Source organism: Collimonas arenae (genome assembly GCF_000786695.1).
Lineage (GTDB): Bacteria > Pseudomonadota > Gammaproteobacteria > Burkholderiales > Burkholderiaceae_D > Collimonas > Collimonas arenae_A.
Genome location: NZ_CP009962.1, coordinates 3,894,215 through 3,907,247 on the forward strand (window position 1 = coordinate 3,894,215; position 13,033 = coordinate 3,907,247).

Genomic DNA, 13,033 nt, shown 5'->3' on the forward strand with positions numbered 1-13,033 from the left:
CAAATCGTCAGAAAGTATGACTGATGCCCGCATAGGCGCCGCTTTGTGCATGTCCCGGCAGCGGGTTGTCGAATTCGGTGGCGAAATCGGCTTTGCCCTTGTTTTGCACAGTACCGACGCTTGCATACAGCAAGGTACGTTTCGACAGATTGTAGTTACCACCCAGCACAAACAGGTTGGCGCTACCGGCGTCATGATTGAGCTTGCTGTGGTAAGCCGCGCCGATCAAGGTCAGTGCTGGTGTCACCGCGTAGTTGACGCCGAGCCAGTAGTGATTGAGCTTGTCCGGATCGGTAGCCGCTACGGTATCAGGAGCAGAAATATTCTCGTAGCCGGCAAACAGTTTCAGTTTGTCTGCTGTGTAGGTGCCGCCGACGATCAGATCCTTGGACGCCGTATAAAGATTGGTGTAAAGCCCGTTGGCGTCACGAATCACGTCATAAATACCGCGCAACTCGAGGCCGCCGGTCGTGTAGACCAGGGAAATACCGTCTTTACGGCCAGCTTTTGTGGAACCGGCCTGTTCGCCCAGACTGGTTTGCAGCGTGGCGTTGAAGCCGCCCCAGGTCGGCGTCTGATACTCAATCACGTTGTTCGCACCAGGCCAGCTACGGCCGTTGACCAGGCTCTGAGTACTCATGAATTGTTGTCCGGTAGGATCGAGAGACCAGACGTCATTGACGATGAACAGGTTTTTACCCAGTTTGATCGAACCGGCGCTGCCGCTCAAGCCAACATACGAACGGCGATTGAACAAAGCGGTGCCGTTGGTGGTGCCATTGGTGGCGTCAAAACCCGATTCCAGCAAGAAGAAGGCGCTGAGTCCGCCGCCCAGATCTTCATTGCCCTTGAAACCGATCATACTGGTTCCCCACTGATTGCCGGAGGCCGCGAGTTTGCTGCCGGTAGCGCCGGTCAAATTGCCGTTGGCGTCTTTGAGTGCCACGTTATTTTGATAATCGACACCGGCATCGACCCGGCCGTAGATGGTGACATTGGTCTGTGCCTGGGTCGATACAGCGCCAAGGCCGAGCAAGCCGAATACTGCCGTTGTAGCCAGCGCCTTGAATGGCGCGCCTGTAGGTTTAGCAAAAAGCATGTTACGTCTCCTTGAGTTTATTTTCTTATGTGTGCGCCCGATCACCAGAATCAGGCTGGACTCATAGTAAGGATTCGATTGATATCCATCCAATGAATTTTTACGCCACATCGATACTATGTTTGGTATCATTTTGCGAGCTGCACCACGGCAAGACTGATAGGGCGGCATATAAAAATTAACTAAAGAGACGACCATGTCCACTAACGACACCAACTGGTTTCTGCGTGCCCGACTGAAAACCCGTCAGCTGTTGTTGCTGATTGCCCTGGACGAAGAACGCAACATCCATCGCGCGGCGGAAGCGCTCAATATGACGCAGCCGGCAGCCTCCAAGCAGCTCAAGGACCTGGAAGACATGCTGGATGTGCTGCTGTTCGAGCGACTGCCGCGCGGCATGCGGCCGACCATCTACGGCGAGGCCATGATCCGCCATTCGCGGATGGCGCTGACCAGTTTGTCGCATGCCCATGACGACATCACCGCATTGAAATCCGGCCTGTCCGGCCAGGTCAATGTCGGCGCGATCCTGTCACCCGGCATGGTTCTGCTGCCGCCGGCGATTGCACGGCTCAAGCAACAGGCGCCGATGCTGAGAATCGGGGTCGAGGTCGAGAGCAGCAATATCCTGCTGGAACGTTTGCAGCGCGGCTCGCTGGATTTCCTGGTGGCGCGCATCATGGACCAGGACGACAACCGCAACCTTGAATATGAAGAGTTGTCCGATGAGCCGGTATGCGCGGTGGCGCGAGTCGACCACCCTCTGCGCCATGTCTCGAACCTGCAGTTGAAGGATATCGCCGATAGCGGCTGGATCCTGCCGCCCAAGGGCAGCATCCTGCGCCATCGGGTCGACATGATGTTCCACAAGGATGGCCTGGCGCCGCCGTCCAACGTAGTGGACACTACTGCCATCCTGGTGATCAGCAGCCTGCTGCAACAGACCGATTTCCTGCACGTGATGCCAGCGGAGGTGGCGCGCTTTTATGTGCAGGTCAATGTGCTGGCGATACTGCCGATCGAACTGCCATGCAAGATGGATGGCTTCGGCATTATTACCCGTCGTTTGCAGATCCTGTCCCCGGGCGCGAAGATCTTGCAACAGACGATCCGTGACGTGGCGGCGCAAATTTACTAACGCGCCGTCGGAGTCAAGCCTTGTTCAAATCAGTAACGCAAGACCTGACACCAGACCCGACACCAGATCTGACATGACGGCCTAGAGCCGGTCAAGCCCAGCCGGCGTCAACAATGAATTCCTGCGCAGTACACATCGCGCTGTCATCCGCCGCCAGGAACAGTACCATGCGCGCCAGATGCCAGGGTTGCAATTTACCTGGCAGGCACTGGTTGCGCTTGATGTCTTCCTCGCCTGCCGCATCGAGCCACAAGGCGATCTGCCGTTCCGTCATCACCCAGCCAGGCGAGACTGTATTGACGCGGATATTGTGCGGCCCGAGATCACGCGCCAACCCACGGGTTAAGCCGACCACGGCGGCCTTGGCGGTGGTGTAAACCGGATAACCGCCATTGGACAAATGCCAGCTGATGGAGCTCAGATTGATGATCGAACCGCCGCCCTTTTTCTGCATGCCGGGAGCGACTGCCTGGCAGGTAAAAAACATGGGCCGCTGATTGATGGCGATGCGATCATTCCAGTATTCAAGCGTGACCTCTTCCAACTGATGACGCTGGTCATTGGCCGCATTGTTGACCAGCACATCAAAATCCCCCAGTTCTTGCGCCAAGGCCTGTATGGTGGCCTGCAGCGCCGGAATGTCACGGATGTCGCAATGCCTGAATAGCGGCTTGACCAGACCCGCGTCTGCCAGGCGTTGGCACAAGGCTTCGCTTGCAGCCGTTTCAATATCGACAAAAGCCACGCGCGCGCCCTGCGCCGCAAAGGCGCTGACAATCGCCTCGCCGATGCCGCTACCGCCGCCGGTGACGAATACGTTCCTGCCTTTCAGGCTGGGAAAATGCGCCAGCTGTTCAATTCCAACATGCTTTACTGCCGACATGACAACTCCTGTTCAATGTGATGCGGAACGCGTCCGCTTATTTTTTCAGCTGCCCGTTAACACGCTGCCAGATTGCCAGCGGATTGGCGTCCTGTACTGCCACTGGCAACAGGTCCTGCGGAATATTCTGATACGAAACGGGTCGCAAAAACCGTGCGATCGCAGCAGTGCCGACTGAAGTGCTGCGGCTGTCGGAGGTCGCCGGGAACGGCCCGCCGTGCACCATCGAATAGGAAACTTCAACGCCGGTAGGAAAGCCGTTGGCCAGGATGCGCCCGACTTTACGTTCCAGGATTGGCAGCAAACCACGTACGGTTTCATGGTCGCCGTCCGTCATCTGCAAGGTCGCCGTCAGCTGGCCTTCCAGATGCTCGGCCACTTCCCGCATCTCGGCGAGATCCTTGCAGGCGACCAGCAGCGAAGCCGGACCGAATACTTCTTCCGACAATGTAGGGTCGGCCAGGAAATCCTCGCCGCTGGCGGCAAACAACGCCGGCACACCCTTGCCAGCGCCATCAGTGGCCACGCCGTGGCTTAGCTGCCGTGCCCGTGGGTTGCCGGCAAGGCGGCCGACTCCTTGTTCATAGGCGTGATGAATACCGGCGCTCAGCATGGTGCCGGCACCGCGTTGCGCCAGCTGCAGCGCCGCTGCAGCGCGAAAACGTCCCAGATCAGCCCCCTCCACCGCCAGTACCAAACCCGGATTAGTGCAGAACTGGCCGACGCCAAGCACCAGGGAATCGACAAAACCTGTGGCGAGCGCATCGGTCTTCTCGGCCAGCGCATGCGGCAACAGGAAAACCGGATTGATGCTGCTCATTTCCGCGTAGACCGGAATTGGTTGCGGGCGAGCTGCGGCGGCGGCCATCAGCGCCAAACCGCCCTGGCGCGAGCCGGTAAAACCGACCGCCTGGATCGCCGGATGACGCACCAGCGCGACGCCAAGCTGATTGCCGATGCCCGTCAGCAGCGAGAACACGCCTTCCGGCAAACCCGCAGCGGCAACCGCCTTCTGAATCGCCCTGCCAACCAGCTCCGAGGTGCCGGGATGGGCAGGATGGGCTTTGACGACGGCCGGGCAACCTGCGGCCAGGACTGACGCGGTATCGCCACCCGCCACCGAGAACGCCAAGGGGAAATTACTTGCGCCAAATACCGCTACCGGCCCCAGCGCAATCATGCGCAGGCGCAAATCGACGCGCGGCGGATGGCGATCCGGCAACGCAGGATCAATGCGGGCATCCAGCCATGAACCTTCGCGCAGTACTTCGGCAAACAATCTGAGCTGGCCGACAGTGCGCCCACGCTCGCCTTCCAGCCTCGCCCTGGGCAATCCGCTTTCTTGCATGGCGCGTTCAATCAGCTGGTCGCCAAGTTCGATGATGTTGTGCGCGATGCTTTCCAGGAAACGGGCACGCGTCTCTGGATCTGTCGCGCGATATGGATCGAACGCAATCCGCGCCAGATCGCAGGCGCAATCTATTTCGGCTTTGCCTGCGGTATGGAATGCCGGCTCCAGATTGGCACCGGTAGCCGGATTAAGCGCAAAGAAATCCGCGCCGCCACCTTTGATGCTCGATGCGCCGATCAGCGACTCGCCTGTAATGTTCATGGCTTTCCTGGCAATGATTATCGAAAAATTACAACTGATGAATCCGTGGCGCAGCCAAGGTCTCGACCGCCAGGCGATTGCGCAACGGCGGACCAAAAGCGGCAACGTCTATCTCAAACGTTTCGCCGTGCGCTACCTGAATACCATCGGAACAGCTCAGGGTGGCGGTGCCGAAAAAATGGATATGCACATCGCCCGGCCGGCGAAACAGCGGATACTTGAAATGGTGATATTCCAGGTTGGCGACCGTATGCGACATATTCTCCTCGCCGCTGACAAACGGCTTTTCCCAACGCACCTGGCCCTGGCTGTCGCGAATGCGCGACATGCCGGCCACATGCGCCGGCAAATCGCCCACCAGCAAGGCTGGCCCGACGGCGCATACGCGCAGTTTGGAATGCGCCAGATACAGATAGTTCTGGCGTTCGGTCACGTGGTCGGAAAACTCATTGCCGATGGCGAAACCGAGCCGGTAAGGATCGCCGTCAGGGCCGATCACATACAGCGCTGCAATCTCCGGTTCTTCGCCCCCATCCAGCGCAAAATGCGGCATCGTCAACGGCTGCTCGGCGGCGCGCACGATACTGCCATCGCCTTTGTAAAACCATTCAGGCTGGACGCCGGCTTCACCAGCAGCCGGCTTGCCACCTTCCAGACCCATCCGGAACATTTTCATGCTGTCGGTCAGCGTATCGACATCGCTGATTTTCTTATGCATGGCATCGCGGCCGTCGGCGCTGCCCAGATGCGTGAGGCCGGTGCCGGTTACGTAGCAATGCGCGCTGTCGCCGTGCTCCAGCGGCGGCAACAACTGCCTGGCTTGCGCCACTGTGTCGTAGTCCAGTACGGTATCGCCCAATCCTGCTGCTGCGAGCGCTTTTAACGTACTGTCGGCGGCAATCGCCGCTTGCGCCAGTCCGTAGGTCGAGTTGTAGCCCTCAACCACGCGGATCTTCCGGCACTCATCCTCCAGAACCCCGATCCGACGCTGGCCGTCGGCTTGCTTGAATTGAACCAACAACATGTGCTTCTCCAATCTGACTACCGGTTCAGTGAGAATGTTTAGGTACGGCAGAGCCGCGGCAGCCGACCAGGAAGTCGAAATCGCAACCTTCATCGGCTTGCAATACACGGTCGATGTACAGCCGTTGATAACCGCTGTGGGCCGTCACCGTTTCCGCGTTGAGCGCCGTTCTGGCGATCTGGCGTTGCGCCATTTCGGCATCGCTGATATCCAGATGCAAGCGTCCCGCTTCGCAATCGAGTTCGATCCAGTCGCCGTCTTCCACAACCCCCAGCGGACCGCCCGCGGCCGCTTCCGGCGCTACGTGCAAGACCACAGTGCCGTAGGCTGTGCCGCTCATGCGAGCATCGGAAATGCGCACCATGTCCTTGATGCCTTGCGCCAGCAATTTCGGCGGCAAACCCATGTTGCCGACCTCCGCCATGCCGGGGTAGCCCTTGGGACCGCAGTTCTTCATCACCAGTACCGAACTGGCGTCGACGTCGAGCTCAGGATCGTTGATACGTTCCTTGTAGTGTGCGAAGTCTTCGAACACCACTGCCTTGCCGCGATGCTTCATCAGCTCCGGCGTGGCGGCCGATGGCTTGAGCACCGCGCCGCGCGGCGCCAGGTTGCCGCGCAAGATGCAGATGCCACCGTCGGCGATCAGCGGTTTGTCGATGACGCGGATCACTTCATCGTTGTAGATCGGCGCGTCCTGATTGTTTTCCCACAGCGATTTGCCGTTGACCGTCAACGCATCCTTGTGCGGCAACAAGCCGGCTTCGCCGAGACGACGCAATACACCCGGCAAGCCGCCGGCGTAGTAAAACTCTTCCATCAGGAAACGGCCCGACGGCTGCAGATCGACCAGGGTCGGTGTGCCGCGACCGATGCGGGTCCAGTCTTCAAGTTCGAGCGGCACGCCGATGCGCGCGGCGATGGCTTTCAGATGAATCACGGCGTTGGTGGAACCGCCAATCGCGGCATTGACCCGGATGGCGTTTTCAAATGCTTCGCGCGTGAGGACTTTGGACAGCCGCAAGTCTTCCCACACCATGTCGACAATCCGCATGCCGGACATGTGCGCCAATACATAGCGGCGTGCATCGACTGCCGGAATCGCCGCGTTATGCGGCAACGATGTGCCCAGCGCTTCGGCCATGCAAGCCATGGTGGAAGCCGTGCCCATGGTGTTGCAGGTGCCGGCCGAGCGCGACATGCCGGCTTCGGCCGCCAGGAATTGATGCATGCTGATCTGGCCGCCCTTGACCGCTTCGCTCAGCTGCCAGACGGCAGTGCCGGAACCGAGGTCCTTGCCTTCATGCTTACCGTTGAGCATCGGGCCGCCGGTCACCACGATCGCCGGCACATCGCAACTGGCCGCGCCCATCAACAGCGCCGGCGTGGTCTTGTCGCAGCCGACCAGCAACACCACCGCATCCATCGGATTGCCGCGGATCGATTCTTCCACATCCATGCTGGCCAGGTTGCGCGTCAGCATGGCGGTAGGTCGCAGATTCGATTCGCCGTTGGAAAATACCGGGAATTCAACCGGGAAGCCGCCAGCCTCGGAAATGCCGCGTTTGACGTGTTCGGCGATTTTTCTGAAATGGGCGTTGCAAGGCGTCAGCTCCGACCAGGTATTGCAGATGCCGATGATCGGCTTGCCCTGGAACTCGTGATCCGGGATACCCTGGTTTTTCATCCAGCTGCGGTACATCATGCCGTTCTTGTCATTGCTGCCAAACCATTCGGCGGAACGCAACGGGCGCTTTTTATCGACAGTCATCTTTGGCTTCCTCTTGAAATTCTGAAATTCAGGCGACATCCGGCCGCATCAGGACAGATGCCTGCTTGTGTAATGACAAAGCGTTGCTTGCAGACCGCTTACCGCTGGACGCCGCTCTGCTTACTTAATCTTTTATTTGATCTTTTATTTATTCTTGTTATAAACGTCGACAAATACCGCGGCCAGCAAGACCAGGCCCTTGATCACCTGTTGATAGTCGATGCCGATGCCCATGATCGACATGCCGTTGTTCATCACGCCCATCACGAAAGCGCCGATCACGGCGCCCATGACCTTGCCGACGCCGCCCGAGGCCGATGCGCCGCCAATGAAGCAAGCCGCGATCACGTCCAGTTCAAAGCCGGTGCCGGCTTTCGGTGTGGCGGTATTCAGGCGAGCCGCAAAAATCAGGCCGGCCAATGCCGCCAGCATGCCCATGTTGATGAAGGTATAGAACGATACGCGGGAAGTCTTGATGCCAGACAGTTTTGCTGCCTTCTCGTTGCCGCCGACCGCGTAGATGCGGCGTCCGATCGTCGTGCGGTTGGCCACGAAGGTGTACACCACCATCAGCAGGAACATGATGATCAGGACATTCGGCATGCCTTTATAGGACGCCAGCAAGTAGCTGAAGAAAATGATCACAGCAGCAAATATGGCATTTTTGATGATAAAGAACACATAAGGCTCATCTTCCATGCCGTGCTTGATTTGCTTGGCGCGCGCCCGCACTTTGACGAAAATCAGGATCGCGGCGACCACCACGCCCAGCAGCAAGGAGGTGACGCGCAAGTTTGCGCCATTGAACATATCTGGAATGAAGCCAGAGCTGAGCATCTGGAAATCATCGGGAAACGGACCGATCGACTGCCCCTGTAGCAGCGCAAGAGTCAGTCCCTTGAACACCAGCATGCCGGCCAGCGTGACGATGAACGAAGGAATCTTGAAGAACGCCACCCAATAACCCTGCGCCGCACCGATTACGCCACCGGCCAGGATACACAGGATACTGGCCAGTACAAAGTTCACATGCAGATTGACGATCAGCACCGCCGCCAGCGCGCCGATGAAGCCAACCACCGAGCCTACCGACAAATCGATATGGCCAGCCACGATGACCATCAGCATGCCAAGCGCCATGATGACGATGTAACTGTTCTGCAGCACCAGGTTGGTCAGGTTCAACGGCTCCATCAGGGTGCCGTCGGTCATGTACTGGAAAAATCCCATGATCACGACCAGGGAAATCAGCATGCCGTATTCGCGCATGTTGTTTTTCAGGAAGCCGGCATATTCTTTTTTATCCTGCACAGGCTGAGCCCGGTTCTCGCTGGCTGCCGGCGCTGCAATTTCGTTATTCATTTCAGTTGTCTCCGTTCTTCACATTCCGCACAATCGCGCGCATGATTTTTTCCTGGGATGCTTCGGCAGCCGTCAGTTCGCCGACGAATTTCCCTTCGTTCATGACATAGACGCGATCGCACATGCCTAGCAGTTCCGGCATTTCCGATGAAATCATGATGATGCACTTTCCTTCGCTCGCCAGCTGCCTGATGATGGTGTAGATCTCGTACTTGGCGCCGACGTCGATACCGCGCGTCGGTTCATCCAATATCAGCACATCCGGGTTGGAAAACAGCCATTTGCTGAGCACCACCTTTTGCTGGTTGCCACCCGACAGGTTCAATACTTTCTGGAATACGTTCGAGCAGCGGATTTTGAGCTGGCGGCGATAATCGGCCGCGACCGAATATTCCCGTCCTTCGTCGATCACAGTCTTGTCTGCCACGCCTTCGAGGTTGGCCAACGTGATATTTTTCTTGATGTCCTGGTCGAGGATCAGGCCGTAGCCTTTGCGGTCCTCGGTGACATAGGCAATGCCGTTGTCGATGGCTTTCTGCACAGTGCTGACATCGATTTCCTTGCCGCGCAAGAAAACCTTGCCGCTGATGCGCTGGCCGTAAGCGCGGCCGAAGATGCTCATCGCCAGTTCGGTGCGGCCGGCGCCCATCAGGCCGGCGATACCAACGATCTCGCCCTTTTTGACATGAAAATCGACGCCCTTGATCACCTGCCGGTCCGGATGGATCGGGTGATGCACGTACCACTGCTTGACCTCGAAAATGGTCTCACCGATCTGCGGACTGCGTTTGGGGTAACGGTCGGCCATCTCGCGACCCACCATGTTCTGGATGATACGGTCTTCGCTGATCGCTTCCTTGTGGCAGTCCAGCGTGTCGACCGTGCTGCCGTCGCGCAGGATCGTGATCGAATCGGCGACTTTGGAAATTTCGTTGAGCTTGTGCGAAATCAGGATCGAGGAAATACCTTGCGCCTTAAGCCCCAGCAACAACTCCAGCAGCGCGTCGCTATCACTTTCATTCAGGCTGGCGGTCGGCTCATCCAGTATCAGCAGCTTGACCTCCTTGGACAACGCCTTGGCGATTTCAATCAGTTGCTGTTTGCCGACACCGAGGTTGGTGATCAGGGTGCTAGGAGATTCCTTGAGGCCGACTTTCGCCAGCAGCTCCTTAGTCTTCGCATACGAACCGGCCCAGTCGATGACGCCATGTCTGGCCTGTTCATTGCCGAGGAAAATATTCTCAGTTATCGACAGCAAAGGCACCAGGGCCAATTCTTGGTGGATGATGATGATGCCGCATTCTTCGCTGTCGGCGATGCCTTCGAATTGTCTTGTCTGGCCTTGATAGTGGATATCGCCGGTGTAGGAACCATGCGGATATACCCCGCTCAGCACTTTCATCAAGGTTGATTTACCGGCACCGTTTTCGCCTACTACAGCGTGGATTTCCCCGCTGCGCACTACCAGATTCACATTATCTAATGCTTTGACTCCCGGGAATGTCTTCCCGATCCCGCGCATTTCCAGGATGGTTTCCATCTGCTATGACCTCGCTTACCACTATTCAACAGGACTTACGCAAATTGCCGGATTCGCAGGGCGGGCTTGGTTTGCCCACCCTGCGGCAACACTATTTAATCTGGCTTTCTGTGTAATAACCGCTGCCGATCAGTACAGGCTTCCAGTTCGACACATCGACGCTGACCGGTTTCAACAAATAAGAAGGCACGATCTTGACGCCATTGTTATAGGTCTTGGTATCGTTAATGGTTGGCGTTTTATTGCTCAGCACCGCATCGACCATGCCGACGGTGACCTTGGCGAGTTCGCGCGTGTCCTTGAATACCGTCTGGCGCTGCTCGCCGCGGACAATCGATTTTACCGAGGGAACCTCTGCATCCTGGCCAGTCACGATCGGCATCGGCTGCTTAGGCGTACCGTAGCCGACGCCCTTGAGCGATGACAAAATACCGATACTGATACCGTCATACGGCGACAGCACCGCGTCGACATGGGCGTTGCCGTAATAGGCGCTGAGCAGGTTGTCCATGCGCGCCTGTGCTACTGCGCCATCCCAGCGCAAGGTGGAAACCTTGTCCATGCCGGTCTGCTTGCTGCGCACTACCAGCTTGCCTTTATCGATGTAAGGCTGCAGTACTGACATCGCGCCGTTGTAGAAAAAGAAAGCGTTGTTATCGTCGGCCGAACCACCGAATAGTTCGATGTTGAACGGGCCTTTGCCGTCCTTCAGGCCCAGCGCTTTTTCAATGTAGCTGGCCTGCAGCACGCCAACCTGGAAGTTGTCGAAGGTAGCGTAGTAGTCAACGTTCTTGGAATTGCGGATCAGGCGATCATAGGCGATGACCTTGACGCCTTTGTCGGAGGCTTTTTGCAGGGCATTGGTCAGCGTGGTGCCGTCGATCGCCGCAATCACCAGGACTTTCACGCCCTTGGTCACCATGTTTTCAATCTGCGCCAGCTGGTTCGGGATGTCGTCTTCGGCGTATTGCAGATCGGTCTTGTACCCCTTTTCCTTGAACACCTTGACCATGTTGTCGCCATCGGCGATCCAGCGCGCCGAAGATTTGGTTGGCATCGAGATACCGATCAGGCCCTTCTCTTGTGCGCTGGCCTGTGTCACCAGGCCGAACATGCCAATCATCAATCCAACAATCGTCGTTTTAATCATTTTCACAGCTTGTCTCCTTTAGTTATTTAGTTATTTTGATCTTCTGTCAGAACCTGGTGAAGCGACTGCTACTGCATGGAAAGTCCGGCTGCCAGCAGAAAAAAGCACATATGGGTACGCATTTTCCAGACAGCAATTCAGAAACTATAAATATAGACCTTTCCTGGTGGATTTCCTCGCTATCTTACGAACATTACCGATACCGAACAAATGAATTATTTAGCTATTTCGATACTTATTTAGATATTGATAAATAGAAAGGATGATTAATCCGAACAGCCTTTCGCCGCTATTCATAAGAGAATAAATACCGAAGCCAGTGTAAAAACACTTGGCCAAGCTTACTAATCACTTTTTTAGCACAACTGATATCCATTTCAATATCAGTCATGAGATACAAACATGCATTTTGGTGAAGTAGCGCCAGCGATTCAGGACCAGCCGCGGCAAAAAGCCAGGAATTGCATCAATCGTAGCGAGAGGATTTTGTGTTTGCTATGGATCAGGTAAAAATGCCGGTGCAATCTGGGTAACGTGGTGTTCAAGGCCACCAGCCGTCCGCTTTGCAGGAAATCGGCGACAACTGCCTGCGACAGGCAACTGAGGCCGAGTCCGGCGGCAGTCGCATGCTTGATCGCTTCTGAATTACCGAATTCGCAGCTTTGCCGCAGGTGATGCAGGTGCGGCAGCAAGGCTTGCTCAACTGCTTCGCGGGTGCCGGAACCAGGTTCACGCAGCAGCCATTCAGCTTCACGCAATTGCGCCACGCCAATCTTCTTGTCGCCGCGGATATCTTTTACGATCGGATGCTCTGGCGAACTGACGATCAGCAGTTCATCCAGTATCCATGGTTCAACCTGCAGACCAGGCGCGTGACAAGGCCCTTCAATCAGGCCGACATCAACTTCAAAGTTGACCACGGCGGCAACGATATCGGCGGTATTGGCGATCGTCACCCGCACTTGCAACTCGCTATGCTGCCCGCGATAGGATGCGATCAGCGATGGCAGCAGATAGCTGCCGATGGTGGTGCTGGAGCCAATCTGCAAACCGCCACCCTGCGCCATGCCTGGCAGCAGGAATTGCTGCTCGATGGTCTTGGCGGCATCCACTACCTGCGCCGCCTGCGGCAACAATAAACGGCCGTTGTCGTTAAGGATCAGACGCTTGCCGACACGGTCGAACAAACGGCAATCAAGCAAATTCTCCAGCTCATTCAATGCGGCGCTGGTGGCGGATTGCGATAACGCGACCTGATCGGCTGCTGCAGTAGTGCTGCCGGATTGGGCTACCGCCAGGAATATTTGTAGTTGTCGGATGGTAAGACGCATCGTAGTTTGGCTTAGGTTAAGGAGACAGAGCATGGGTTTTAATCGCAGAATGCGACCTACCCACAAAACAGGTTGATTATACAAAATTAATCTGTTTTTCTTTTAAACCTCAGTTAAATATAG

General features: G+C 56.6%; 10 protein-coding genes. 1 reads left to right on the forward strand and 9 read right to left on the reverse strand.

Annotation, left to right across the window (positions count from 1 at the left end; translation table 11 throughout):
- Positions 1–7: 7 nt before the first annotated feature.
- Positions 8–1,099, reverse strand: coding sequence for a porin (locus tag LT85_RS17065; RefSeq protein WP_038491115.1), 1,092 nt, complete (start codon positions 1,097–1,099; stop codon positions 8–10).
- Between the two features lie 196 nt (positions 1,100–1,295).
- Between LT85_RS17065 and LT85_RS17070 the strand changes: the two genes are divergently transcribed.
- The gene (locus LT85_RS17070) at positions 1,296–2,237 is read left to right on the forward strand and encodes a LysR family transcriptional regulator (protein WP_038491118.1); all 942 of its coding nucleotides are present in this window, start codon (positions 1,296–1,298) and stop codon (positions 2,235–2,237) included.
- A 91-nt stretch (positions 2,238–2,328) separates the two neighbouring features.
- Here the strand turns inward: LT85_RS17070 and LT85_RS17075 are convergent, their stop codons facing one another.
- From LT85_RS17075 to LT85_RS17110, 8 genes are all read right to left on the reverse strand, one after another.
- Positions 2,329–3,120: an SDR family NAD(P)-dependent oxidoreductase gene (locus LT85_RS17075; protein ID WP_038491121.1), complete on the reverse strand. Its 792-nt coding sequence runs from the start codon at positions 3,118–3,120 to the stop codon at positions 2,329–2,331.
- 37 nt (positions 3,121–3,157) lie between these two features.
- Positions 3,158–4,732 (reverse strand): aldehyde dehydrogenase (NADP(+)), encoded by a 1,575-nt coding sequence (locus tag LT85_RS17080; protein ID WP_038491123.1) that lies wholly within the window; start codon positions 4,730–4,732, stop codon positions 3,158–3,160.
- 28 nt (positions 4,733–4,760) lie between these two features.
- On the reverse strand, positions 4,761–5,756 hold the full coding sequence (gene araD1 / locus LT85_RS17085) for an AraD1 family protein (protein ID WP_038491126.1): 996 nt from the start codon (positions 5,754–5,756) through the stop codon (positions 4,761–4,763).
- A 25-nt stretch (positions 5,757–5,781) separates the two neighbouring features.
- On the reverse strand, positions 5,782–7,527 hold the full coding sequence (locus LT85_RS17090) for an IlvD/Edd family dehydratase (RefSeq protein WP_038491129.1): 1,746 nt from the start codon (positions 7,525–7,527) through the stop codon (positions 5,782–5,784).
- Positions 7,528–7,671: 144 nt separating this feature from the next.
- Positions 7,672–8,889 carry a multiple monosaccharide ABC transporter permease gene (gene mmsB, locus LT85_RS17095; protein ID WP_156117566.1) on the reverse strand — a complete coding sequence of 406 codons (1,218 nt, stop codon included), beginning with the start codon at positions 8,887–8,889 and terminating at the stop codon, positions 7,672–7,674.
- Position 8,890: 1 nt separating this feature from the next.
- The gene (gene mmsA, locus LT85_RS17100; protein ID WP_038491132.1) at positions 8,891–10,429 is read right to left on the reverse strand and encodes a multiple monosaccharide ABC transporter ATP-binding protein; all 1,539 of its coding nucleotides are present in this window, start codon (positions 10,427–10,429) and stop codon (positions 8,891–8,893) included.
- A gap of 91 nt (positions 10,430–10,520) precedes the next feature.
- Positions 10,521–11,579, reverse strand: a complete 1,059-nt coding sequence (chvE, locus tag LT85_RS17105; RefSeq protein ID WP_038491135.1) for a multiple monosaccharide ABC transporter substrate-binding protein — start codon at positions 11,577–11,579, stop codon at positions 10,521–10,523.
- Between the two features lie 431 nt (positions 11,580–12,010).
- Entirely contained in the window at positions 12,011–12,910 is a 900-nt protein-coding gene (locus LT85_RS17110) for a LysR family transcriptional regulator (RefSeq protein WP_038491138.1), read from the reverse strand.
- Positions 12,911–13,033 lie beyond the last annotated feature (123 nt).

What these genes read in the sequence shown, in the direction of transcription:
- LT85_RS17065 (WP_038491115.1), bottom strand. Translation starts at nt 1,099, where the DNA reads ATGCTTTTTGCTAAACCTACAGGCGCGCCATTCAAGGCGCTGGCTACA.
- LT85_RS17070 (WP_038491118.1), top strand. Translation starts at nt 1,296, where the DNA reads ATGTCCACTAACGACACCAACTGGTTTCTGCGTGCCCGACTGAAAACC.
- LT85_RS17075 (WP_038491121.1), bottom strand. Translation starts at nt 3,120, where the DNA reads ATGTCGGCAGTAAAGCATGTTGGAATTGAACAGCTGGCGCATTTTCCC.
- LT85_RS17080 (WP_038491123.1), bottom strand. Translation starts at nt 4,732, where the DNA reads ATGAACATTACAGGCGAGTCGCTGATCGGCGCATCGAGCATCAAAGGT.
- araD1 (WP_038491126.1), bottom strand. Translation starts at nt 5,756, where the DNA reads ATGTTGTTGGTTCAATTCAAGCAAGCCGACGGCCAGCGTCGGATCGGG.
- LT85_RS17090 (WP_038491129.1), bottom strand. Translation starts at nt 7,527, where the DNA reads ATGACTGTCGATAAAAAGCGCCCGTTGCGTTCCGCCGAATGGTTTGGC.
- mmsB (WP_156117566.1), bottom strand. Translation starts at nt 8,889, where the DNA reads ATGAATAACGAAATTGCAGCGCCGGCAGCCAGCGAGAACCGGGCTCAG.
- mmsA (WP_038491132.1), bottom strand. Translation starts at nt 10,429, where the DNA reads ATGGAAACCATCCTGGAAATGCGCGGGATCGGGAAGACATTCCCGGGA.
- chvE (WP_038491135.1), bottom strand. Translation starts at nt 11,579, where the DNA reads ATGATTAAAACGACGATTGTTGGATTGATGATTGGCATGTTCGGCCTG.
- LT85_RS17110 (WP_038491138.1), bottom strand. Translation starts at nt 12,910, where the DNA reads ATGCGTCTTACCATCCGACAACTACAAATATTCCTGGCGGTAGCCCAA.